The 24,434-nt window shown below is 53.7% G+C and carries 20 protein-coding genes, 1 tRNA gene and 1 pseudogene; 16 read left to right on the top strand and 6 right to left on the bottom strand.

Translation table 11 applies throughout. The annotated features are described in order from the left end of the window. Positions 1–321 precede the first annotated feature (321 nt). The gene (locus JCM12308_RS02895) at positions 322–2,100 is read left to right on the top strand and encodes an OFA family MFS transporter (protein ID WP_054782791.1); all 1,779 of its coding nucleotides are present in this window, start codon (positions 322–324) and stop codon (positions 2,098–2,100) included. Between the two features lie 74 nt (positions 2,101–2,174). Here JCM12308_RS02895 and JCM12308_RS02890 read toward each other — a convergent pair whose 3' ends face one another. Further along, entirely contained in the window at positions 2,175–3,077 is a 903-nt protein-coding gene (locus JCM12308_RS02890; protein WP_054782790.1) for a LysR family transcriptional regulator, read from the bottom strand. A gap of 248 nt (positions 3,078–3,325) precedes the next feature. On the opposite strand from JCM12308_RS02890, the gene JCM12308_RS02885 reads away from it, so the two are divergent. Beyond that, positions 3,326–4,069: a L,D-transpeptidase family protein gene (locus JCM12308_RS02885; protein WP_083416699.1), complete on the top strand. Its 744-nt coding sequence runs from the start codon at positions 3,326–3,328 to the stop codon at positions 4,067–4,069. A gap of 17 nt (positions 4,070–4,086) precedes the next feature. Here the strand turns inward: JCM12308_RS02885 and JCM12308_RS02880 are convergent. Beyond that, positions 4,087–4,171 (bottom strand) — tRNA-Leu (locus JCM12308_RS02880). A 378-nt stretch (positions 4,172–4,549) separates the two neighbouring features. Between JCM12308_RS02880 and map the strand changes: the two genes are divergently transcribed. The 3 genes from map to JCM12308_RS02865 all read left to right on the top strand — a co-directional run bounded on the left by map (position 4,550) and on the right by JCM12308_RS02865 (position 8,726). Next, a complete protein-coding gene (map, locus tag JCM12308_RS02875) occupies positions 4,550–5,395 on the top strand; it encodes a type I methionyl aminopeptidase (protein ID WP_014286398.1) in 846 nt (281 codons plus the stop codon). A 21-nt stretch (positions 5,396–5,416) separates the two neighbouring features. Further along, on the top strand, positions 5,417–6,244 hold the full coding sequence (gene radC / locus JCM12308_RS02870; RefSeq protein ID WP_054782789.1) for a RadC family protein: 828 nt from the start codon (positions 5,417–5,419) through the stop codon (positions 6,242–6,244). Between the two features lie 175 nt (positions 6,245–6,419). Continuing rightward, positions 6,420–8,726 (top strand): bifunctional diguanylate cyclase/phosphodiesterase, encoded by a 2,307-nt coding sequence (locus JCM12308_RS02865; RefSeq protein ID WP_208608825.1) that lies wholly within the window; start codon positions 6,420–6,422, stop codon positions 8,724–8,726. Between the two features lie 40 nt (positions 8,727–8,766). On the opposite strand, the gene JCM12308_RS02860 is transcribed toward JCM12308_RS02865, so the two are convergent. Together JCM12308_RS02860 and ppdK are read right to left on the bottom strand one after the other, a co-directional pair. Then, the gene (locus JCM12308_RS02860; RefSeq protein ID WP_244271817.1) at positions 8,767–9,753 is read right to left on the bottom strand and encodes an ArgK/MeaB family GTPase; all 987 of its coding nucleotides are present in this window, start codon (positions 9,751–9,753) and stop codon (positions 8,767–8,769) included. Beyond that, positions 9,750–12,422, bottom strand: a complete 2,673-nt coding sequence (gene ppdK, locus JCM12308_RS02855; protein WP_008548092.1) for a pyruvate, phosphate dikinase — start codon at positions 12,420–12,422, stop codon at positions 9,750–9,752. Before ppdK ends, JCM12308_RS02860 begins: the two co-directional genes overlap by 4 nt. A 439-nt stretch (positions 12,423–12,861) precedes the next feature. Here ppdK and JCM12308_RS02850 point away from each other — a divergent pair, with 439 nt between their 5' ends. From JCM12308_RS02850 to JCM12308_RS02835, 5 genes are all read left to right on the top strand, one after another. Then, positions 12,862–14,217 carry a tetratricopeptide repeat protein gene (locus JCM12308_RS02850; protein ID WP_208978206.1) on the top strand — a complete coding sequence of 452 codons (1,356 nt, stop codon included), beginning with the start codon at positions 12,862–12,864 and terminating at the stop codon, positions 14,215–14,217. Then, positions 14,202–14,564 carry a tetratricopeptide repeat protein gene (locus JCM12308_RS28855; protein WP_208978205.1) on the top strand — a complete coding sequence of 121 codons (363 nt, stop codon included), beginning with the start codon at positions 14,202–14,204 and terminating at the stop codon, positions 14,562–14,564. Before JCM12308_RS02850 ends, JCM12308_RS28855 begins: the two co-directional genes overlap by 16 nt. Positions 14,565–14,586: 22 nt before the next feature. Then, positions 14,587–15,468, top strand: coding sequence for a 4-(cytidine 5'-diphospho)-2-C-methyl-D-erythritol kinase (locus tag JCM12308_RS02845; protein WP_054782788.1), 882 nt, complete (start codon positions 14,587–14,589; stop codon positions 15,466–15,468). A gap of 409 nt (positions 15,469–15,877) precedes the next feature. After that, positions 15,878–17,338, top strand: a complete 1,461-nt coding sequence (locus tag JCM12308_RS02840; RefSeq protein WP_054782787.1) for a catalase — start codon at positions 15,878–15,880, stop codon at positions 17,336–17,338. Positions 17,339–17,442: 104 nt separating this feature from the next. Then, positions 17,443–17,763: a hypothetical protein gene (locus JCM12308_RS02835; RefSeq protein WP_208608824.1), complete on the top strand. Its 321-nt coding sequence runs from the start codon at positions 17,443–17,445 to the stop codon at positions 17,761–17,763. 160 nt (positions 17,764–17,923) lie between these two features. Here the strand turns inward: JCM12308_RS02835 and JCM12308_RS02830 are convergent. After that, positions 17,924–18,936: pseudogene (locus JCM12308_RS02830) on the bottom strand (polyprenyl synthetase family protein). Between the two features lie 195 nt (positions 18,937–19,131). Between JCM12308_RS02830 and JCM12308_RS02825 the strand changes: the two are divergent. The 5 genes from JCM12308_RS02825 to JCM12308_RS02805 all read left to right on the top strand — a co-directional run bounded on the left by JCM12308_RS02825 (position 19,132) and on the right by JCM12308_RS02805 (position 23,029). Next, positions 19,132–19,356, top strand: coding sequence for a putative signal transducing protein (locus JCM12308_RS02825; protein ID WP_008547375.1), 225 nt, complete (start codon positions 19,132–19,134; stop codon positions 19,354–19,356). A gap of 89 nt (positions 19,357–19,445) precedes the next feature. Beyond that, positions 19,446–20,249 carry a tRNA1(Val) (adenine(37)-N6)-methyltransferase gene (locus JCM12308_RS02820; protein ID WP_054782786.1) on the top strand — a complete coding sequence of 268 codons (804 nt, stop codon included), beginning with the start codon at positions 19,446–19,448 and terminating at the stop codon, positions 20,247–20,249. Between the two features lie 121 nt (positions 20,250–20,370). Further along, a complete protein-coding gene (locus JCM12308_RS02815; protein ID WP_054782785.1) occupies positions 20,371–21,330 on the top strand; it encodes an AAA family ATPase in 960 nt (319 codons plus the stop codon). Positions 21,331–21,339: 9 nt separating this feature from the next. After that, complete coding sequence (locus JCM12308_RS02810; RefSeq protein ID WP_054782784.1) at positions 21,340–22,575, top strand: vWA domain-containing protein; 1,236 nt, start codon at positions 21,340–21,342, stop codon at positions 22,573–22,575. A gap of 124 nt (positions 22,576–22,699) precedes the next feature. Beyond that, positions 22,700–23,029 (top strand): nucleoside triphosphate pyrophosphohydrolase family protein, encoded by a 330-nt coding sequence (locus JCM12308_RS02805; RefSeq protein ID WP_008547434.1) that lies wholly within the window; start codon positions 22,700–22,702, stop codon positions 23,027–23,029. A gap of 72 nt (positions 23,030–23,101) precedes the next feature. On the opposite strand, the gene JCM12308_RS02800 is transcribed toward JCM12308_RS02805, so the two are convergent. Further along, positions 23,102–23,482, bottom strand: coding sequence for a tautomerase family protein (locus tag JCM12308_RS02800; RefSeq protein ID WP_054782783.1), 381 nt, complete (start codon positions 23,480–23,482; stop codon positions 23,102–23,104). A 94-nt stretch (positions 23,483–23,576) separates the two neighbouring features. On the opposite strand from JCM12308_RS02800, the gene JCM12308_RS02795 reads away from it, so the two are divergent. Next, positions 23,577–24,434 carry a LysR family transcriptional regulator gene (locus JCM12308_RS02795; protein WP_054782782.1) on the top strand — a complete coding sequence of 286 codons (858 nt, stop codon included), beginning with the start codon at positions 23,577–23,579 and terminating at the stop codon, positions 24,432–24,434.

Below are 24,434 nucleotides of genomic sequence, written 5' to 3'. Positions count from 1 at the left end.
TCTGATATTTCAAAATAAATCAGAGCGTGCAAAATTTTTCACCACACTGTCCTTGCTCAACTCCCCACTTCAGACCATCACGAACCAGCTCTGTAATAGATTACATCTATAACGTGATAGACTCTGGCGATTTCAACTCGCCATGTGTTAGATGCAAACTCAACGTATGGATGCAGGCCTCCTCCCTCTCGCCTGCCTCCTAGGCACATCCCCGAAATGGGGCTCGGTTTTCGGAAACAGGATGTAGCTGCAACACAAGATTGAAGCGGTTTGCCGAGCGAGGCGAATGCAAACCGCTTTGATTGCTCTAGGGGTTTGCTGATGTTTAAAATACCAAGCTTTATGCTGAAAGACGCGATTGTCGCCAAGCCGGGCTTCAATCGTTGGCTCGTTCCACCGGCTTCCATTGCAATTCACCTGTGCATCGGCTCAGCCTATGCATGGAGTATCTACAACCCGGCGCTCATCAGAGAAATTGGCGGCATCGCACCAGCAGCTGAAGATTGGTCCCTCAGCTCTGTCGTGTGGATCTTCTCTGTAGCGATCCTGTTCCTCGGCCTGTCAGCAGCAGTTGCTGGCAAGTGGCTGGAAAAAGTCGGTCCACGCTGTGTAGGCACAACAGCTGCCTTCTGCTGGGGTGGTGGCTATATCATTGGCTCAATCGGCATCATGACACATCAGTTATGGCTGCTGTATCTGGGCTATGGCGTTATCGGTGGCTGTGGTCTGGGCCTCGGATACGTCTCTCCGGTTTCTACCTTGATCCGCTGGTATCCTGACCGCCGTAGTCTGGCAACCGGCATGGCCATCATGGGCTTTGGCGGTGGCGCGATCATCGCTGTTCCGCTGAAAAGCTGGCTTCTGGGCCTCTATGCCAAAGCACCAGATTATCTCGGCCCACTCGCCGATGTGCAGACAACCGTAGAAAACGGCATCCGCTACGTACAGGTCGCTGGCGCAAAAGTAGAAGCAATCGTCGTCAGCGCATCACAGGCAGAGGCAGCCTTCGAAGGTGCAAAAGCAGGCGTCTATGTTGCGGGCACAGGCAACACAGGTGCGGCATCCACCTTCCTCACACTGGGTATCGTCTACTTCGTCGTGATGATCCTGGCATCTTTCGCCTATCGTATTCCGGCACCAGGCTGGAAACCAGAAGGTTGGGAGCCTCCGCAGGAAGACCCAGCAAAGCAAGGCCTTATCACCCGCAACCACGTGCATATTGATACAGCTCTGCGCACTCCTCAGTTCTATCAGCTCTGGATCGTGCTCTGCTTCAACGTGACAGCTGGTATCGGTGTGATCTCTGTCTCCAAAACCATGATCTACGAGATCTTTGGCAACGGTATGCCAACCATCGTCGATGGAGCATTCACCGCAACCTACGTCTTGATGATCTCTGTCTTCAACGCCATGGGCCGCCTCGGCTGGTCTACTCTCTCTGACTATATTGGCCGCAAGAACACCTACACCGTCTTCTTCGTACTGGGCTCTTTCCTATACCTGTCCATTCCGCTCATCGCAGCTGAAGCAGGCGCAAGCCCATCCGTGATGTGGCTGGTGATGTTCTACGCAGCAACCATGACCATCTTCACCATGTACGGCGGCGGCTTTGCAACAATCCCTGCGTATCTGGCAGATATCTTCGGCACCAAGTTCGTCGGTGGTATCCACGGTCGTTTGCTCACCGCATGGTCTGCAGCTGGTGTGGCCGGTCCATTCCTCATCACATTCCTGCGCGAACGGTCTGTAAACGCTAAGATCTATGAATTGGCAGAAAAAGTTGATCCAACTGTCTTCCTCCAAACCTTCGGTGAAGGCAAAGAGAAGCTGGCTGAACTCATCGCAGCAAAATCCATCTCTGTTTCCAGATTGATGGAAGTGGCCCCGGAAGGAACAATCGATCCGACCCCTAGCCTCTACAACACAACAATGTATGTGATGGCTGGTTTGCTTGTCGCAGCACTTATTTCCAACCTTCTCATGAAACCAGTCGATCCGAAGTACCACATGGCAGAAGACGCACTGGGTGAAGGAGAAGCTCCAACAACAAAACCGGCAGAAACTGGCAAACGGACCTCAGCGCCAATGCCTGCCGAATAACAAAGCAAACCCAAACAAACTAAGCCCGCGATCTTCGCGGGCTTTTTTTATCTCATCATCAGAAAATGAAAGCTCTACTCAGTAGAGACAGGAAGAACCGGCTTCTTATACTGAGCTGCACACTCTGCCAGTGAGGTAATAATCGCAGGCTCAAGCTCACGCTTTGTCATCACCATGCCGATACTGTGAAAAACAACCGGCTTGATAAGTGGAACAGACACAATCCCTGCTCCCAGCGACAGAGCTGAAAACTCCGGCAAGATCGCACAATAACCAGCACGGATAAAACCACCCAGCGACGGAATTGTCTCCGCCTCGATCTCAGGATCAAGCTCGACACCGAGAAACCTGAGCGTGCTGTCCACCATCATACGGTTCTGTAGGTTAGGCGAAAGCGCGACCATGCCACCAGCATTCACAGCCGTTTCCCACTCCACAGCCTCAGCATGTTGCAAGCGGTGCCCAGCGGGCATGAACAGGCGGTAGTCTTCTTCATAGAGCGTAAAGCTGCTGTGCTTCTTGGCATCACTGAACTGAGTATAGGTGATGCCCGCATCAATCTGATAATCTTCAAGAGCCTTATGGATCTCATCATGGCTCATCAGCTGGATCGTAGCATGCGCATGCGGATGACTTTTCTTCAGGTCCAGAATAAGAGACGCCGTCGCCACATCAGCGGATGGAATAACGCCAATATTGACCTTGCCAAACACCTCAGCGCTCTTGCCAGCAACCTCATTCCGCAGGCTGTTGCAATCCGCAAGCACCTTCTTCGCCCAGACGAGGATCCGCTCCCCTTCTGGCGTCAGTCCATGAAACTTCTTACCGCGCTCAATGATCGGCACGCCCAGCTCAATCTCTAACTGTCGAATTCGGCCAGACAGCGTTGGCTGCGTCACGTTACAAGCCGCTGCAGCGCGGGTGAAATGCCGCTCCTGAGCCAGAGTAACGAGGTATTGTAACTGCCGAATATCCAAGGACGTTCACCCTTCACACAACGCTTGATAGAAATGCTCTATAGCACAATAGAGCAATCAGATCAGAATGGGCACGGACACTAGCATTTGTTTTCTCAAAGAAAAGCAAAACAAATGCGCTGCGTACTTACGCCACAGGAATATCAGAGCGATCTGTTCACAGGGTTCATCGGGCAAACCATCACTTGGCCACATTGCCTCTCTTATCTGCAGGCAACAGTTTTCAGTGATTTGCAATCGGACCTTCCATGGCAAAAACCATTTCACGTCCGCTCCTCTGGGCCGCGGGCACAGCCTTTTTCGTGATGCTGGCAGTTTTTGCCACTTATCTGCTGCTGCCTTACGACCTGCCCGGCTCTGCAAACCTGACAAAAGTAAAAGAGGAACGCCTGCCCGCCCTGCGCGCGGATCTCACCTTCAAAGGTATGGAGCTGGGAAGTCCGGTCTTCTTGAGGGTGTTTAAGGAAGAAAGCCGATTGGAAGCCTGGATCCGATCCGGCAAAACCTATCAGCCTTATAAGTCCTGGGAGATCTGCAAATACTCCGGCGATCTGGGGCCAAAACTGAAAGAAGGCGACGGCCAGTCACCGGAAGGCTTCTACAACGTCTCAGCCAGACAGCTAAACCCGAACAGCCAATACCACCTCTCCTTCAACCTCGGTTTCCCGAACGCTTTCGACCAGTCATTAAGCAGAACGGGTTCTTACCTCATGGTCCACGGCAACTGCCTCTCCATCGGCTGCTACGCAATGACCAATCAGCATATCGAGGAAATCTACCTACTTGTCGAAGCTGCACTGCAAAGCGGACAAGACACTGTCCCGGTTCACATCTTCCCCTTCGAGATGACCGAAGAAAACCTCAGCAAACACAGCAGCTCCAAATGGCATCCGTTCTGGCGCAACCTGAAACAAGGCTACGACCTCTTCGAGCAAAACCGCGTACCACCAGTTGTCTCGGCACAAGAAGGCCAATACCAGTTTAGTATCTAAATTTCAGGGAGAGAGTTTGGTGCGGACGGCGGGACTCGAACCCGCAAGCCCAAGGGCGGCAGATTTTAAGTCTGCTGTGTATACCAATTCCACCACGACCGCTTGCAGGCACTTGAGTACACGAGCAAACCAGCATCGTGCAAGTGCCTGTTTTCCGTTATCCAAGAAGTTCCTGTGACTTACCCCGGGTGACACGACGATCAAAACCGCCATTCTCCCTGCGTTAAACAGGGAAAAACAGCGGCCTTCACAAAATGCGTGCGCAGTTAAGGATCTGACCTTCTTTTTTCTCTATCCCTTTTAGAAATACCCGATATAAGTGGGGAAACACGAGATTACTCCATAGATTGCCCCTAAAAAAATAGGAGAAGCTTCTACGGAGAAGCAGGGCTTGCGAGCTCGCATAAGCGCATTTTACAGTTCCTCATGATGTAATCTGCGCTGGTCCCTGCGCGAACGGAACAAGGAAAAAACGGGAAAATGATTGAGTATGTAGACGCTGCCAAAGCGCCCCTGAAAAACACTGGCCAGATCAAGATTTACAGCCAGGAAGATTTTGAAGGTATGCGCAAAGCAAGCCAGATGACCGCGCAGTGCCTTGATGCACTCGTGCCTCTGGTGCAACCTGGCGTCACGACACAGGACATTGATGACTTCGTTTTCAAGTTCGGCAAGGAGCGCGGCGGCGTCCCTGCAACCCTGAACTATCGTGGCTACACCAAGTCCTGCTGCACCTCCATCAACCGTGTCATCTGTCACGGTATCCCTGATCCAAAGAAGAAGCTGAAAGAAGGCGACATCGTCAACATCGATGTCACTTACATCGTTGATGGCTGGCACGGCGACAGCTCTCGCATGTATCCGGTTGGCAAACTGAAGCCAGCTGCCAAGCGCCTGATTGAAGTGACTCACGAATCCCTGATGCGCGCACTGGAAGTTGCTAAGCCGGGCAACACCACAGGCGACATTGGCCACGCCATTCAGGAGTATGTGGAATCAGAGCGTTGCTCCGTTGTGCGTGATTTCTGCGGTCACGGCGTCGGCAAGCTGTTCCACGACATGCCAAACATCCTGCACTACGGCCAGAAAGGCACTGGCATTAAGCTGATGCCGGGCATGATCTTCACCATTGAGCCAATGGTCAATCTGGGCCGCCCGGACGTACGTGTCCTCAAAGACGGCTGGACAGCAGAGACCAAGGACAAAACCTTGTCTGCTCAGTTTGAGCACTCCATCGGCATCACCTCAACAGGCTGCGATATCTTTACAACGTCACCAGCAGGCCTGTTCAACCCAATGGAACCGGAAACCGGAGCCGCTGCATAAAGCACCAAGCAAGGAGGGGGAATGAAGCAAACCAGTTTCGGGTTTCATGAGGCAACTCCCTCTCCTCAGGAGCAGGCACCTTCCGTGCCTACACTCCCAAACCAGATCCCTCTGGATGAACCGGCACCACGACCGGTCAAGCCTGCCGCCCGGCAGAGCAAAACCATCAAACCAGCAGCCAAACACTACCATGGCCACCGTGCTCGTTTGCGCGAGCGTTTCGAGGAAAACGGCCTGAATGGCCTCCAGTCCTATGAGATACTGGAAATGCTGCTGTTCTCTTCCATCAAACAGGGCGACACTAAACCTCTCGCCAAGTCCTTGTTGGCTCAGTTCGGCTCATTCGCCCAAGTCCTCGCTGCCCCCAAACAGCGGCTGGAGGAAGTTCCCGGTTGCGGACCACGCACCGCAAGCTTCATCAAGGAAATACAGGCTGCGGCCATCCTCTATGCAAAAGCACAGGTTGTAGAACGCGATCCCCTCTCCTCTTGGAGCAAGGTGCTGGAATATGTGCGAGCCGCTATGGCCCACAACGATAAAGAAGAGTTCCGCATCCTGTTTCTGGACAAAAAGAACCGTCTCATCGCCGATGAAGTCCAACAAACCGGAACAGTCGACCATACACCGGTGTATCCACGCGAAGTCACCAAACGCGCACTGGAACTCTCCGCCTGCGCCATCATTCTGGTCCACAACCATCCGTCTGGAGACCCGACACCATCTCGGCAAGATATTGAGATGACAACAAAAATTGCGAGTACTCTGGAACCACTCGGCATTGTGCTGCACGATCACATCATCATTGCCGGCTCAGGACATGTCAGCTTCAGGGGACTGCAACTCATCTGAGTTTCCCATACCAACAGAACTCCATTCACATAAATTTCCCAAGTCATCGATAAAACGCACCTTCTGTACAGGCTCACTCAAGCAAACTTTCAGAACATAAGCATGGGCAAGTGCGTTTACGCATACAATCAAGAGTTTAAAAGGCAGCATGAGTAGAATGCCGATGGCGGGACAATTGAGTTCGAAAACCCCGATTTCTGCAGCAGTATTGGGAAGTGCTTTCGGCAACACGATCACACGTGGCAAGAAAGTCGGCGCCCGTATGATGGCTTTGCTGATCCTTTCTGTGGTCGCTGCCGCCTTGGCCGTTGGCTATGTGGCCTTCTACTGGTCAACACAGCGCGCCCTCGATTTTGAAGTCGAGAAAGAAATTAGGCTGGTTCAGAGTAACCTCAAGGTGTTCCGCAACGGCTTGGCCAACGAGGCAGAGCGTATCGCCATCTCCAACAAGGCCTATGCTTCTGTTCTGTCAGAAGAAAGCAATATCCTACTAGATGAAGACCTGACGCCGACCCCAAGCACGCGCGGGGATAGAGACATCTTCGTGATCCTCAACAAGGACATGAAGCCGCTCTACACCTACCGCCGCGACCTGCCATGGCACAGCGAGGTCTTTGAGGACCAGCTGCGCGGTCAGATCAACGATACGCTGATGGAGCTGGAATCCAAGGCAAACACCAAGCAGCAGGAACTGCGCGTTCCAGAACCTCTGCGCAGTCACGCGCCACTGTCTCTCAGCCTGCGTGATGTCGTCATGGTTGATGGCGCGATTGGTCTCGTCACCGTCGCAGCAATCACACCATCCACCGCGCCGCCAAAAGGCATGCCAGCTGTGGCGGGCTACCTGCTTTGGGTCCGCTCTCTGGACATCCGCTCCATTCGTTCATTCGAAGAATCCACCGGCCTTTCTGAAATGTTCATCACCACGAACAAGCCGAAAGCTGATTTCCAGCGCGTGTCTGTTCCCCTGCTCCGCCGCAGCGGTGAGACAATCGCCAACTTGAGTTGGAAGACCACCGCAGCCTCTGGCGCGATCTTCACCAATTCATCTCCTTATTTCTTGGGAACCATCGCAGCGATCCTGCTGACGACCATCCTCATTCTGCTCCGCTACATCAAAATGACAGACCGGATCCTGCAGAATGAAGCGGATGCAACACACGCGGCTCTCCATGACGCCCTGTGCGGTCTGCCCAACAGAACGTGGTTTGAAGTTTTTGCAGCTGATGTTCTTAAACGCGACCGCCAGAAGCAACGCATCACTGGCATCGTGTTCCTGGATCTCGACCACTTCAAGCAGATCAACGACAGCCTTGGCCACTCCATCGGTGATGAAGTCATCAAGCTGGTTGCTGAACGCCTGAAGGCCTCCATCAATCCGGAAGACAGGGTTGCTCGTGTCAGTGGCGATGAGTTCCTACTGGTGCTGTCTCACCGCACCAAGATGGAAGAGATCATCGAGACCTGCATGTACATCGAGAAGATGCTCTCCGATGCATTCAAGGTCGAAAAACACAAGATCTTGACCACTGCCAGCATGGGTGTGGCCATTGCTCCCGCACATGGTCATGACCTTACTGAGCTGCTGCGCCGCGCGGACATTGCGCTTTATCAGGCGAAGAAGCTGGGCCGCGGGCGTTACGTGCTCTTTGAAAAAGAGATGGAAGATACTCTCCAGATCTCCCGTGAGATTGAAGAGGACATCAAACGCGCACTCAACGCCAACGAGTTCCAGAACTACTATCAACCGATCATGGATCAGTCTGGGACCAACATTCTGGCCGCTGAAGCTCTCATCCGCTGGAACCACCCGAAAAAAGGTCTGCTGCCACCAGCAGCCTTCCTGCCGGTTGCGGAAGAATCCATGCTCATCAATCGCATTGGTGAATGGGTACTGGAGAACGCTATCAAGGACGGTGCAACCCTTGATGAAGTCACCATGTGCGTGAACGTCTCCCCAACCCAGCTGCGCCATCCGGAGTTCCCGGAGTTGGTCAGCAAGCTGCTTGAGAAGTACCAGCTGGAAGCAAATCGTCTGGAATTGGAAGTTACCGAAGACGTACTCATCAACTACTCTGAGACGGTGGTTGAAGTAATCGAACGCCTGCGCAATCTGGGTGTGAAGATCGCACTGGACGATTTCGGCACCGGCTTCTCTTCCCTCAGCTACCTGCGCCGCGATCTGTTCGATAAGATCAAGATCGACCGCTCCTTCATCAATGGTGCAGTTACTGACGCCAAAGCCAGGGAAATTCTGGCAAGCGCAATCACACTGGGTCTGCGCCTCGGCATGCAGGTTTGTGTTGAAGGTGTTGAGGAAGAAGAGCAGAAAGAACTGCTGCTCACCATGGACTGCCCAATGATGCAGGGCTACCTGTTCTCCCGTCCAATCCCGCTCGGCAAATTCCGTCTGTGGCGTGATGATATGGACGAAGAGCTGGAGCAAAAGCCACGCAAAATCAGAGTGGGCGCAGCAGAATAACCTGCGCCCTTCCAAGCCAAACGGCCACTCAGTCTAAGCTCTAAGAAAAACTCTTCCAGAACGCAGCAAACGTCTCACTGGTTTCCTGCTTGAAAGCAAACGGCCTCTTCACCGCCTCTTCCCAACGCACACCAGACGCCTGCAGCACAGCCACTCCATGCTGGCCAAACTGCACTTTCAGCTGATCAACCAACCAGGCCTTCACCTGCTCACCGCGCTGCTGCACTAACTCACCGCGTTCACTCAAAGCAATCACGTGCTGATCGCAGGCTTCAACCAGATCATTCAGCCCTGTGCTATCCAACGCGCTGAGCATCAGAACAGGAACCTTCCAGTCCCCTTGCCGCGCACTCAGGCTCATGGCACCTTCCACATCCGCACGTGAACGACTGGCCACATCGCCCATATCCGCTTTGGTCACGCAGATAATGTCCGGCAACTCCATGATGCCCGCCTTCATGAACTGAAGACTGTCACCCGATCCCGGCTGAATACAAAGAACGCAGCTGTCAGCCACCAGAGCCACATCCGCCTCTGACTGGCCAATACCAACACTCTCAACAATCACTCGGTCCATCACGGCACGCATCAGGATCACAGCTGCAATAGCATGCTCAGAAAGCCCGCCAAGCCGGTCCCGCGCAGCCATGGAGCGTACGAAGATCTTCTGGTCTTCCGGATCTGTCGAAAGACGGGTTCGATCACCCAGCAGCGATCCGCCCGTCACCTGAGAGGAAGGGTCTACCGCAATCACCCCAACGCTTTTGTCTGCGCCGCGGTACTCGGAAATCATTGCATTGGTAAGGGTGGATTTCCCAACGCCGGGAGGACCGGTGAGCGCAACCACATGCGCCATTGGGTTCTGCAGCGCTTCATCCAGAAGAGAGATCAACTGAGGATGCCCCTCATAACTCTCAATCGCGCTGAGCAAACGTGCAAGAGCTGGCTTACCGCCAGCTCTCAACTCTTCAAGAGAGGTAGGAGCCGACTTAGGCCAGCTCCTCACCTTTTTGGTTGGACCACTCACCCCTTATTCCGATGAGCCAGCACTGCCTGAGCAGCTGCAAGACGTGCAACAGGAACACGGAATGGAGAACAGGACACGTAGTTCAGGCCAACAGTTTCGCAGAAGGCGATAGAGGCCGGATCACCACCATGCTCACCACAAATACCAAGCTTGATATCAGCCTTGGTCTTACGACCGTTTGTGGCTGCAAGCTTCACCAGCTGGCCAACCCCATCAATGTCCAGAGACACAAATGGATCCTTTTCCATCACCTTGCGATCCTGATACTTGCCCAGGAAGGACGCAGCATCATCGCGGGAGATACCAAAGGTGGTCTGTGTCAGATCGTTAGTGCCGAAGGAGAAGAACTCCGCAGACGCTGCAATATCTTCAGAAAGAAGCGCAGCCCGTGGCAGCTCAATCATGGTGCCAACGGAGTACTCAGGCTTCTCACCCAGTTCCTTCGCCACAACCTCAGCAGTGCCATCAATGGAAGCACGGACAATATCCAGCTCGCTCTTCAGGCCAACCAGCGGCACCATAATTTCAGGTGTCACCTTGCGGCCATGACGCTTGGAGACATCCAGAGCAGCTTCAAAGATCGCACGTGCCTGCATCTCTGCAATTTCCGGATAGGAAATCAGCAGACGGCAGCCACGGTTGCCGAGCATCGGGTTGAACTCTTCCAACTCTTCCGCACGCTCGCGCAGCTCTTCCGGATCAATATCCATCTGCTTGGCAACTTCAGCAATGTCCTCATCCGTCTTAGGAAGGAACTCGTGAAGTGGCGGATCAAGCAAACGAATAGTCACCGGACGATCAACCATTAGCTCAAAGATGTCGATGAAGTCCTGACGCTGGATCGGCAGCAACTTCGCCAGTGCAGCTTTGCGCTCCTGAACGGTGTCAGACAGGATCATCTCGCGTACAGCAAGAATACGTTCTCCTTCAAAGAACATATGCTCGGTACGGCAAAGACCAATCCCCTCAGCGCCAAAAGAAAGCGCAACCTTCACATCAGCAGGGGTTTCCGCATTGGTGCGAATGTTCATGCGGCGAATATCATCCGCCCATTCCATCAGCTTTTTGAAGTCGCCGGAAAGCTCAGGCTCTTGCATCTGAACCTTGCCAGCCAGCACCTGACCGTTACCACCATCAATGGTGATCACATCACCCTTGCCAAAGCTGCGGCCATCGACGCTCATGATCTCATTGCGCGCATCAACGCGAATGGAACCGGCACCGGCCACACATGGCTTACCCATGCCGCGGGCCACAACAGCCGCGTGACTGGTCATGCCGCCACGGGTTGTCAGAATACCTTCCGCAGCATGCATGCCGTGGATGTCTTCCGGGCTGGTTTCTGTACGAACCAGAATAACAGAGCGGCCATTGGCCTTTTCTGTTTCGGCATCGTCAGAGTTGAACACGATCGCACCACAAGCAGCACCCGGAGAAGCTGGCAAACCAACGGTCAGTTCATCACGTTCGCTGTTCGGATCAATGGTTGGGTGCAGCAGCTGATCCAGAGAAGAAGGCGCAATGCGCTCAACTGCCTCTTCTTTGGTGATCAGGCCGTCTTTTGCCATATCAACTGCAATCTTCAGCGCAGCTTTCAGCGTACGCTTACCATTACGGGTCTGAAGCATCCAAAGCTTGCCGTGTTCAACGGTGAACTCCAAATCCTGCATGTCACGGTAGTGGTTCTCCAGCTTGTCACAGACAGCTTTGAACTCCGCAAACACCTCAGGCATGGTCGCTTCAAGAGATGGCTTTTCAGAATGCGCTTCAATGCGGGCTTTCTCAGTGATGTCCTGCGGCGTACGGATACCCGCCACAACATCTTCACCCTGCGCATTGATGAGGAACTCGCCGTAAAGCGCGTTTTCACCGGTAGACGGGTTACGGGTAAAGGCAACACCGGTGGCAGAGTTCTCGCCTGTGTTACCAAACACCATCGCCTGAACGTTCACTGCAGTGCCCCAGTCCTCTGGGATTTCGTGCAGGGCGCGGTAAGTCTTTGCCCGTGGGATCATCCAGCTCTTGAACACAGCGCCAACCGCACCCCAGAGCTGTTCCTCAGGATCTTCAGGGAATGGACGACCAAGCTCTTCTTCAACCTTGTCCTTGTAGGCGGCTACAATCTCTTTCCAGTCATCACCGGTCAGATCCGTATCAAGGGAGTAGTCATGCTCGTCCTTGAAGTCTTCCAGAATTTCCTCGAAGTAGTCATGGTCAACGTCCAGTACCACATCGGAATACATCTGGATGAAACGACGATAACTGTCATAAGCAAACCGATCGTCATTTGCATCTTTGGCCAGCGCCTCAACGGTCCGGTCATTCAGACCCAGGTTGAGAACTGTGTCCATCATGCCCGGCATGGAAACGCGGGCACCGGAACGCACAGACAGCAGCAACGGCTTCGTCGTGCTGTTAAACTCACGCCCTGTCAGTTCTTCAACGGCGGCAATCGCAGCATGGACCTGCTCTTTGAGCTCGGACGGATACTGCTGACCTTCCTCATAATAGTGCGTGCAAACTTGCGTTGTAATGGTAAATCCGGGAGGGACAGGCAATCCTAGTCTGCTCATCTCTGCAAGGTTGGCGCCCTTGCCTCCAAGCAGCTCCTTCATAGAAGCATCGCCCTCGGTTTTGTTTTCTCCAAAGATGTAGACCCACTTGGTCATAACACCCCCCTTTATTGAGTGAGACATCAACCAATCTCACTTGGAATTGCACCACTGCCTACTATCTGCAATGAACAGGCTCATTATAGCAAGAGACTCAGACCTCGACCTTAGTGTTATTGCGTAAATACTTCTGAATTCTTGAGAAATATCAATATACTTACTTATCCGCAGATACTTGAAAAAATATAGGTTCAATTGAAAGAATGATCGGATACACTCTTTAGAACGCGGTGAGTAATCCGGCTGCTATAAAAACGCCATTCTTCGCTACTAACAGATTGATGTAATATTGAGTCGCAATCGGCTCTCAATGAGAGACATATATGACCCTGACAAGCTCTTTTGCGCTGTTCCGCTCCAATTCTGCTTCTGCTCAGAACAATGGCCGTATGACCTATCATTCTGTTATTAAAAACAGATTTTTCAAAAAGGCTTCATGGCCTCAGCGCTGACGCTTGTCATGTTAGGCACCCCACTGGTGCCAGCTGAAGAAGCAAAAGCAAACTCCCAATCCTTGCCGGCTGCAAGCTCTCTGTCAGGAAGTTACCTGTCAGGCAGAAGCGCCCTTCTCGCACAGGATCTGGCAGCAGCCTCCAACTATTTCACAGCCGCTCTGCAGCGTGATCCGGAGAATTTCTACATTCTGGACCGCGCATTTGTCACATCTCTGGCCAACGGCAATGTTGAGAAAGCATTTCCGCTGGCAAACCAGATTCTGGAAGAAGACAACGAGCATTTTCTTGCGCAGCTGGCCATTGCCGCGCAGCGTATCCACGAAGGTGACTACACCACCCCGCTGCCAGACGCTGTCACTCAGAATGTAAATCCACTCTCTCGTCTCACCTTTGCCCTCGTCTCCGCATGGGAAAAGGCCGGTCAGGGCAAAACGAATGAGGCTATTGAAGACCTGACAAGCACGACAGGTGCGAAGTGGTTTGACCTCTTCATCAATTTCAACGCTGGCCTGCTGGCAGAGTACAACAACGATCCGCACAAGGCCGCTGAGTTCTACAAAGCTGCCTATGAGATTGACCGCGGTGCCCTGCGCAACGCCATCTCCTACACCCGCATGCTCGCCGCATCCGGCAGACAGCAGGAAGCGCTGGACATCGTTGCTGAATACGAACAGCTCATCCCGGAACACCCGCTTCTCGTCTCCCTGAGAGAACAGATTGAAAGCGGTGAGGTGATTGAATCCGTTGCCAAAACACCAGCAGATGGACTGGCTGAAGCTTTGCACGGTCTTGGCATCGCAGTCAGCAAGGAAGGCGAAGAGCTCTCCGCAAACTACTTGCAGCTCGCCATCTACCTCAATCCGGGCAACGACTCCGCACTGATTGGTCTGGCATCTCTGTTTGAGCAGCTCGGCGACAACGAACGCGCCATCGCGTACCTCTCTGAGGTTTCTGAAAGCTCCCCGATGAAACGGGAAGCCGAAATCCAGATTGCCCTGCACTACAACATTCTGGACAATCTGGAAGAAGCCCGCGCCCATCTGGAAAAGCTGGTTGAATCCGATCCAACCGATCTGGAAGCCATCACCTCTCTGGGCAATGTTCTACGTGGTCACTCCCTCTTTGAAGAGGCTGAGACTTCTTATGATCAGGGCCTGAGCACCCTCAACGAAATTCAATCCAACCACTGGACCCTGCTCTACTTCCGCGGCATCACCCGCGAACGTCAGGACAAATGGGATGCAGCAGAAGAAGATTTCCGCGAAGCGCTGACCCTGAAACCAGAACAACCAATGATCCTGAACTACCTCGCTACTCGCTGGTGGATCGGGGCCTGAAGCTGGATGAAGCGCAGAAGATGATTGAACGCGCAGTTCGTCTGCGCCCAACTGACGGCTACATCGTCGACAGCCTTGGCTGGGTCTACTACCGCCTTGGCCGCTATGAAGAAGCCGTCGAAAAACTGGAACGCGCCGTGGCTCTGCGCCCACATGACCCGATCATCAATGACCACTTGGGCGATGCCTACTGGCAGGTCGGCCGCAAGCTGGAAGCCCGCTACAAGTGGAACCACGCCCGCGATCTTGAGCCAGAACCAAAAGATCTGGAACGCATTCTGGACAAGATCGAGAACGGCATGGAAGAAGCTGTTCCGGTCGTCGCCAGCTCTGCAGACAGTAAGTAATTCATAAAGCGATCATATTGCTATGACTTTGGAAGACACAAAGGCAGCACGGGTTGAGGAGTTAGCCCGTGCCAAGGTGAACCTTGCCCTCCACATCACCGGTCAGCGCGAAGACGGTTATCACCTGCTCGACAGTCTGGTCGTCTTTCCAAAGGTGGGTGACCGCATCACAGTGGAAGCTGCCCCGGACCTGTCACTACAGATCACCGGTGACTTTGCAGAAAAGATACAGGGCGATCCTTCCGACAATCTGGTCTACAAAGCAGCACAATTGCTGGCAGAACACGTTCCAAACGCATCCAGCACCCGCATTGAACTGGAAAAATCCCTTCCCGTCGCAGCAGGCATTGGCGGAGGCTCAGCCGATGCAGCCGCAACCCTGCGCGCCCTTGCCAAACTCTGGGGGACCTCTCCGGCGCCGACAGATTTAGCCAGGCTCTCTCTCAGCCTCGGCGCTGATGTACCCATGTGTCTGGAAGAAAAACCAGCCCGCATCCGCGGCATTGGTGAAATCATTGAACCAGTCACAGACTTCCCATCAGGAGCCATCGTGCTGGTCAATCCGATGATCGAGATCTCCACCCCAACCATTTTCCGTGCGCTGGAAAAGAAAGATAACGCGCCTCTGCCAGAAATGCCGGAAGAGTTTGAGAGCATGAAGGCCCTCGCCAGCTGGCTCAAGTCCTGCCGCAACGACCTGCAAAAGCCGGCGATTTCACAGGCTTCCGAAATCTCAGAGGTACTGGACCTTCTGGCCTCCCAGCCAGACACCCTCCTCGCCCGTATGTCCGGCTCCGGCGCCACCTGCTTCGCCCTTTGCGAAACCCTGAAGGACGCCCAATCCATCGCCACCCACTTGCAGGACCTCCACAGCGACTGGTGGATCCGAGCGGCAGAGGTGTAGGTTGCCCCGGCGACCATCTAACCAACGCGCAAACTCGCATTGCTGCCAGTGCCTTTTTTCTGAAAAGCCGTTGATGCAGCTAAGCGGTTCCAGGATGGGGGCTCACCTCCCATCTTTCCCTCCAAAGCAAACTCACCTATCTCCTCACTGATTCATTCGATCGTTTATGAGCAGAACACATGTGGCTTGAACCTGCTCTATCTCGCAATTCATATGCAATCCGCAGTTGTCCTCAGGTAACTTCTACAATGATCTCTGACTTACAAGCAGATAAAACCCAGGCAAACCCTGTCTTTCCCACGCGTTAAGATGGCATCATCAAGACTAATTATGGCTCAATAAGTTTATCTGATTTTGTTTTTCTCCCCTCCGAAATCATCCTTCGGGAATAACAAGACGCGGAGAGAAAATGACTGATAAGCCCCAATTGACCACCGCCTTCGGTTCCCCCGTTCCAGACAATCAAAACATCCAAACTGCCGGACCTCGCGGCCCTGCTCTGCTGCAGGATGTTTGGTTCCTCGAAAAAATGGCCCACTTCGATCGTGAGGTTATCCCTGAGCGCAGAATGCATGCCAAAGGGTCAGGAGCTTACGGAACGTTCACGACAACCCATGACATCACCAAGTTCACCCGAGCGAAGATCTTCTCTGAAGTTGGCAAGAAGTCTGACTTGTTCATGCGCTTCTCTACTGTGGCAGGTGAACGTGGCGCAGCTGACGCAGAGCGTGACATTCGCGGCTTCGCTATCAAGTTCTATACTGAGGAAGGCAATTGGGATCTGGTGGGCAACAACACACCGGTCTTCTTTCTCCGCGATCCGCTCAAATTTCCGGATCTGAACCATGCCGTAAAACGTGACCCGCGCACCAACATGCGCAGCGCCGATAACAACTGGGATTTCTGGACGAACTTGCCGGAAGCTCTGCATCAGGTGACGATCATCATGTCAGATCGCGGTATTCCAGCAACTTACCGCCATATGCATGGTTTTGGCAGCCACACCTACAGTTTCATCAACGCAGATAACGAACGGTACTGGGTTAAGTTCCACTTCGAAACCCAGCAAGGTATCAAAAACCTGACGGATGAAGAGGCTGCTCAGATTGTTGCCCATGACCGTGAAAGTCACCAGCGCGATCTCTATGACAGCATCGAGAATGGTGATTTTCCGAAATGGAAACTCTCTGTCCAGATCATGCCAGAAAAAGAAGCCGGCAATTATCACATCAACCCGTTTGATCTCACAAAGGTATGGCCTAAGTCAGATTATCCGTTGATCGAAGTTGGCGTGCTCGAGCTTAACCGGAACCCAGAGAACTACTACGCTGAGGTTGAGCAGGCTTCATTTGCCCCTTCAACAGTCGTGCCTGGCATCAGCTTCTCTCCCGATAAAATGCTTCAGGGCCGCCTGTTCTCTTATGGTGATGCGGCGCGGTATCGGCTTGGCGTTAATCACTCACAAATCCCAGTCAATGCCCCGCGCTGTCCATTCCATTCCTACCACCGCGATGGAGCCATGCGGGTTGATGGCAACAACGGGTCACGTATTGGATATGAACCAAACATGTTTGGGGAGTGGCAACAACAACCAGACTTCTCCGAGCCACCGCTTTCCATTGAGGGAGCTGCTGGTCATTGGGATCATCGAGAGGATGAAGATTATTACTCCCAGCCGGGTGCTCTTTTCCGCTCAATGAATGCTGAGCAGAAAGAGGTGCTGTTTGCAAACACAGCCCGCTCGATTGGCCCTGCACGCATCGAAATCCAGCACCGTCATGTCCGCAACTGTTACCGGGCGGACCCTGCTTATGGAACCGGTGTTGCAGAAGCACTCAACATCAACATTGCAGATGTGAGCGACATTTAAGTTGCATTGATAGCCACAGATCAGGGGCGCGGCAGACGCCAACTACCCATCAGAAAAAGCCCCTGATCTACAATTGCCGAACTACATCCTAAGGAAAAAATTCAATGGATCGCAAAGGTGAAGACACGCATATCAATCGACGTGCACTTTTAACGGCCGGCTCTACGATGGCTGTCGCCACAGGGGCAACTGTCGTTGCGAGCAATGCCTGGAGCGCAAGCAACAACGAGGATGATCTGAGCGCCAAAGTCCTCCAGATCATATCAGAACTGGAAGCAGAAGACGGTTCCGAGCTTGCGGCAATTACCTGGTCAAAACAGCATATTGCTAACAGATTGCGGGCAACACTTGATTTGCCGATTGAGCAAGAAGACTACAACAAAAACTACCGAGACTATTACGCCCACAAGCTACAATCGGCGTGATTTAGGTAGATTTTTCAAGGCACTGCTGCATCGTTAATTGAAGCAGGCAGCAGTGCTAACTTCTCATGAACTCAGAGAAAAAGCTTTCCTCCTCACCCAACAAAAAAACGCCGGGCATTTCTGCCGCGGCGCTATTCAATTTCTTCGGGTTGCTCTCTTCTCAGCTCACGCGAGCGATACAGAAGTCTACGGCTTCTTTGAGAGCCTGTTTGGCTGGGCCGTCTGGGAAGACGGAGAGAGCATCAATGGCTGATGCGCCGTAGTCACGAGCACGCTGAACAGTGTCAGCAAGAGCACCAGTGTCTTTCAGCAGCTTGATCGCGTGGTCCAGATCGCCGTCCTTGATGTCGCCGTCTTCCAGACAACGCTTCCAGAACGCCTTGTCCTCATCGCTGCCACGCTCCATGGCGTAGATAACTGGCAGAGTGATCTTACCTTCGTGGAAGTCGTCGCCAACGTCCTTACCGAGATCAACGGTTGCCCCGCCATAATCCAGCGCGTCATCAACCAGCTGGAAGGCATAGCCAAGCTCAAGGCCGAACTTGCGCGCTGCTGCACGCATCTCGTCGCCCTTATCCGCAATCTCAGGGCTCACTTCACACGCCGCTGCAAACAGCGCAGCAGTCTTTGCTTCGATCACCCGCAGATACATGTCGTAAGTCGTTGTTGTATCCTGAGCCGCGCCCAATTGCAGAACTTCACCTTCAGCAATGATCGCAGAAGCTTCAGAGAGGATGCGCAGCGCTTCCAAAGAGCGCACATCAACCATCATCTTGAAAGCCTGACCCAGCAGATAGTCACCAACCAGCACGCTGGCCTGGTTGCCCCACAGCTTGCGGGCTGCCAGTTTGCCACGGCGCATATCGCTCTCATCCACCACATCATCATGCAGCAGAGTTGCAGTATGCATAAACTCAACAGATGCAGCGAGAATGACATGCCCCTCGCCCTCGTAACCAAACATCTGGCAAATGCCAGTGTCAGCATAGGGCGCAAACGCTTCCCACCTGAATCGATCAGATGACGCGCAATTTCCGGGATCAGCTCAACATTAGAACCGGCTTTGGAGAGGATCAGCTCGTTCACCTTCTCCATGTCACCAGAAACGAGCTCGACTAGCCCTTGAATTCCAGCTGGTTTGGCTGTCTGTGATTGAAGACCAACAACGCCCACGGGATACCTCTATTTTGATTCCAACGGGACAATAGGTTGGTAGTTAGGCTCGGGCAAGCTTTAGTAAGAATTTGCTGCCAATAAAGTAGTGTCCAATGGATAATTTACCAATCACAATTAGTTTTTTTCACAATACCAACCCTAACCTGCATAATTTCTGGCGTAACAGGCAACTCCCATTAAGAGGACACCATCGTGGAAGAACTCATCAGAACAACAGACCCGGTCCTCATCTCTCATCTTGAAGCCCTGCTGGGAGAAGCGGAAATCATCTACTTCGTCGCCGACACCAACATGAGCATTCTGGATGGCTCACTTGGCTTTCTTCCGCGCCGGATCATGGTTGAGGCAGATCGATTGGACGAAGCCTGTCAACTTATGCGCGATGCAGGTCTTGAGCACTACCTAAAAGACGCGTGAAAACTTCTCGTTAGATAAACAATAGGGATTGCATGAAAATCGGCAGCCTGTATCAGTGCCTTATTGCATTTATTTGATCCGGCACCGCCATGACCAACCCAGAAACACCTGAAACACCACAGCCAACCACGAAGGACAAATTCCTTGGTGGGAAAGTTATGGTGGAACAGCCAGCCAAAGGCCGCCATCGCGCCGGGCTGGATGCAGTGTATCTGGCTGCCTCCCTACCGGAAAGCACAGCGGGAACACTTTATGATCTGGGCACTGGCGTCGGCACCGCAGCCTTTTGCGCCGCTCACCGTCTGCCTGCGATCAAAGCCGTGGGTGTAGAGGTCGATCCTGTGACCGCAGCGCTGGCCCGCAAAGGTCTGTCCCTGCCGGAAAACGCCAGTTTCGCAGAGCGTGTGTCTATTCTGGAAGCCAACCTCACCGCTAAGGGCAGCATTCGCCACCAAAGTGGACTGGGCTCATCAATCGCAGATCATGTGATCATGAACCCGCCTTATTACGACAGCACGCGCTTTCGCGTCACGCCTCAGTCAGACCGCGCACCGGCGCATGCTCTGGATGAGCGCGGCATCGAGCCGTGGATTAAAACCGCTAAAGACCTGCTGAAGGATGGCGGCACGCTCTCCATCATCTTCAGAGCAGACGGACTGCAAGATCTTCTGGGCCCAATGCAACGCCGCTTCGGCGCGATCGACATTATCCCGATCCGCCCAACAGCAGACGCTCCAGCCACCCGGATTATCGTGCGCGCTGTGGCTGCCAGTCGGGCTCCGTTGCAGATCCTTCCCGGCTTCACCCTGCACGAGGAAGCTGGCGGTGCCTTCACGGCCCAAGCCACAACTGTGATGCGCGATGGCAAGGGCCTAGGCCTCACAAACCGCTAGAACGCACAGGCCGTTCATCTGGCAACAATCCGCTTTCAATATACGTTTTTCTCCCTATTATGATCGGGGTGCGCAAATCAAAGCGCGACGAAACATAAGACAGGGCGGGAGCGGATTATCTATGAGCGGCAAGGTTGATCTACCAAACTCCATTGAGGAAACCCTCACGCTCTTAAGTTCGGGCGGGTATCTGGCAGATCGTGCGCTCGCAACCGTGCTGCACCTGTCTTTACGCATGCAACGCCCGCTGTTTCTGGAAGGTGAAGCAGGCGTCGGTAAAACCGAGATCGCTAAGGTCCTCGCAGCCACCCTCAACCGCCCCCTCGTCCGTTTGCAATGTTATGAGGGTCTGGATATCTCCTCCGCCGTTTACGAGTGGAACTACGCCGCGCAGATGGTCGAGATCCGCATGGCGGAAGCTGCTGGCAGTGTAGACCGTGAGAACCTCAACACTGCTCTTTACAGCCCACGCTTCCTCATCAAACGCCCAGTGCTTCAGGCGCTGGAGACCACAGAACTCGGCGCACCGATCTTCCTGATTGATGAACTCGACCGCACCGATGAAGCCTTCGAGGCGTTCCTGCTGGAAGTGCTGGCAGACAGTCAGGTGACCATCCCGGAACTCGGCACCATCAAGTCCGAGGAACCGCCGATCACCATCATCACCACCAACCGCACGCGAGAAATCCACGACGCACTGAAGCGCCGCTGTCTCTATCATTGGGTGGATTACCCAACCGCAGAGCGCGAGCTTCAGATTGTACAGACCAAACTGCCAACAGCAGCAGCCACGCTTTCAGCACAAGTCGTCGCCTTCGTGCAAAAGCTGCGCGAAGATGAGGCTCTCTTCAAAAAGCCCGGCGTTGCTGAAACGCTAGACTGGGCCACCGCGCTCACTGAACTGCAAGAAGTCGCGCTGGATCCGGAGATGGTCTCCGATACCCTCGGCGTGCTGCTCAAGTATCAGGAAGATATTGACCGCATCAAAGGCTCCAGAACACGTGCGATCCTTGATGAGATCCGCATGGAAGCCAACTCACAGGCCACCATCGCTGGCAGCATGCCTGCCCAAACAGTGTAGCCTCACCTGATGCAGGACGACTTCTCCCCCTCTCCCCGCCCACCTCACGGGCGCATCACGGAAAACATCGTCCACTTTGCCAGAACCCTGCGCAAAGCGGGTCTGCCTGCAGGGCCGTCCTCTGTGGTGGATGCAGTGAGCGCGGTCACCATCAACGGCATTGAGAACAAGCAGGACCTCTACTGGACCCTGCACTCCGTCTTCGTCCACAAACGCGACCAGCAGTCGGTCTTTGACGAAACCTTCCGCCTTTACTGGCAAAGCAAAGGCCTCGTCGAAAAGATGCTGGCCCTCCTCTCTCCCGTTGCTCCAGCCGGACAACGCGAACCGGAAAAGCCACGCGCAGCCCAATCCCGCGTCGCCAACGCGTTTGAAGCCAACAAACAGCGCGAGGCGAAGGAAACCAAACCGCTGGTGGAGGTCGATGCTCGCTTCACCGTCTCGGAAAAGGAAGTCCTGCAGAAGAAGGACTTCGCTCAGATGACAGCTGAGGAGATCGCGGAAGCTCGCAGATCCCTCGCTCATCTCACCATGCCAGCCGATCAGGTCAGATCCCGCCGCTTCAAGCCGGTGCACTCCCACACAATCGGCAAACAGGTGGATGCCCGGCGAACAATACGTGCCACGCTGAAAGCGGGTGGGTCCATCATCGACCTCAAGCACAAAGCACCGGCACAGGTCCATCCACCCGTGATTGCCCTTTGCGATATCTCCGGCAGCATGAGTCAGTATTCCCGCATCATGCTGCACTTCCTGCATGCTCTGTCAGAAAAGCGCAAAACTCATACGTTTCTGTTCGGCACCCGCCTCACCAACATCACCCGCGCCCTGCGTATGAAGGACCCGGACGAGGCCCTCACAGCTTGTACCGATGAGGTGGAGGACTGGTCCGGCGGCACCCGCATTGCCAGCTCCTTGCAAACCTTCAACCGCACCTGGTTGAGACGCGTCTGCCACGGCGGGCCAATCGTCCTGCTCATCACGGATGGGCTGGAACGGGAAGCGTACGAGGAGTTGTCCGTTGAGATGGATCGTCTCCACAGATCTTGCAGACGGCTCATCTGGCTCAATCCGCTGCTGCGCTACGATAAGTTCGAGGCCAAAGCCCGCGGAATTCAGGCGATACTGCCGCATACCGATGAGTTTCGGGCAATTCATTCACTGGATGCAGTCAAAGATCTTTGCCTCGCCCTGAATGACAAGCGCATAAATAGCTCATATGATGCCACGCAGAGATTCCTCTAGTGTGTATCTCCGAAAAGTGGGAACCGGTTTTCGGATAAAGATACGCTCTAGCAAAAGTTCCCGCCAAACCTTCGGCTCGCCTGCGTGAGACCGCGCAGAAAGCCCAACCTTTCTGTCCGACCCGATGACATTCAAAGTACTTCTGCACATTGTAAAAACAGTCTCAGCAATCTACGCCAAACGGTTCAACATCAACCGTGATGAGATCTGGTATCTTGCCAAACTTCAGGAAGAGCTCGGAGAGCTGACAGCAGCCCATATGAAGGCAACCCGCCGTGGCCGCTCCGGTTCCGCAACACCAAAAGAGTTGCACGCCCAGAAAGAAGACGAAGCCGCAGACCTGCTGGCCCACCTTCTGCTCTACGCGGACCGCAACAACCTGGATCTGGAAAAAGCAATCCGCCGTAAGTGGATGGCCCACCTGCCAGCGGAAATCATGGACAAGCAAGTCTGATACAACCTCGTATCAGGCATTGCTAAATCTCCCCCATCAGCTGCAGGCGCAACTGACAGGGTAACTGCGCGCTCATGCGTACTGCGCAACGCCATTGCCAAGCGACCAGTTCTCTTTTTCAACCTCAACCAGATTGATGAAGACATCCTCAGGCCGGATTTGAGGGCTCTCTCCCAGCAGCTCAACAATCCGCCGAAACAGTGCCTTCTTCTGCTCAGAGCTCCGCGTGTTGTTGAGCGTGATCTGGATGAAAACCAAATCCTCACTTCGGGCGATGTTCAGGTAGGACGCCCCAAAACGGAAGTTGGCACTCGTGTGCTCGGTAATCACCATAAACTGATTGTCCTCCGGCGCATCCAGCGCATCCCGCATGGCATGATAGACACCATCAAAGATAGCCTGCCGATAGACATCAGATTTCCCTGAACGCAATGAGATATGGACAAGTGGCATGACGGTTCCTCCTTTAAGTCATGGAGAGAAACCTAGACGCACACCATCCATTTGAATATACAATGCCTAGCGATATCAGTTATTGAACACTTAAATGACAAACCGACCCCTTGATCTCGACGCCGTGCAAACCTTTGTTCGCATTGCAGAACTTGGCAGCTTCACGCAGGCTGCTGAGGCGCTTCAGACAACCCAGTCGACAGTAAGTTTAAAGCTGAAACGGCTGGAAAAGCGGTTGGGTTGCCAGCTGATTGAACGGACACCGCGTTACGTTCAGCTCTCAGCAGAAGGCACCACGTTTCTGGAGCATGCCAGAGAACTCCTGAAACAGCACGACCATGCCCTCGCTTCCCTCACCAACACACGTCAACGTCTGACCATCGGCATCAGCGATCACGTTGCAGGACCAGAACTCCCACTGCTGATCGCCCGCATGAACGCGCAAGACCCGCAGCTTCTCATCGAGATCAGGATTGGCTCTTCAGGCGATCTCCTCAAGAGCTTCGACAGGCAGGAACTCAGCACCGTCATCATCCGCCAACATGCAGACAGAAAGGACGGTAAGCTTATCGCAAATGAGAAGTTTGGCTGGTTTGCCTCTCAAGACTGGCAGCCCCGGGCAGATGAACCGCTTCCCATCGCCACCATGCCTGAGCCATGCGGCGTGCGCATCATGGCGGGAAAGCTGCTTGATGACGCTGACATCCCGTGGACGGAAGTGTTCGTCGGTGGAGGTGTGACAGCTGTATCTGCCGCCGTCATGGCCGGATTGGGCGTTGCAGCCCTTGCAAGGCGGATGTTGCCAATTGGAGCGGTAGACGTAGGAGAACGGCTGGCACTACCCGCTTTGCCATCCTTACCAATCATGCTGCATACAAGAGTGAAGGCCCCCAAGAGCAAAGACGCCATCACCGCGCTCTCAGCAGCACTTAAGAGCGCAGTGCCTGCCTGA

The sequence above is a fragment of the Pseudovibrio denitrificans JCM 12308 genome, assembly GCF_001310815.1.
GTDB classification, from domain to species: domain Bacteria; phylum Pseudomonadota; class Alphaproteobacteria; order Rhizobiales; family Stappiaceae; genus Pseudovibrio; species Pseudovibrio denitrificans.
This window is presented reverse-complemented; position numbering and strand designations above follow the sequence as displayed.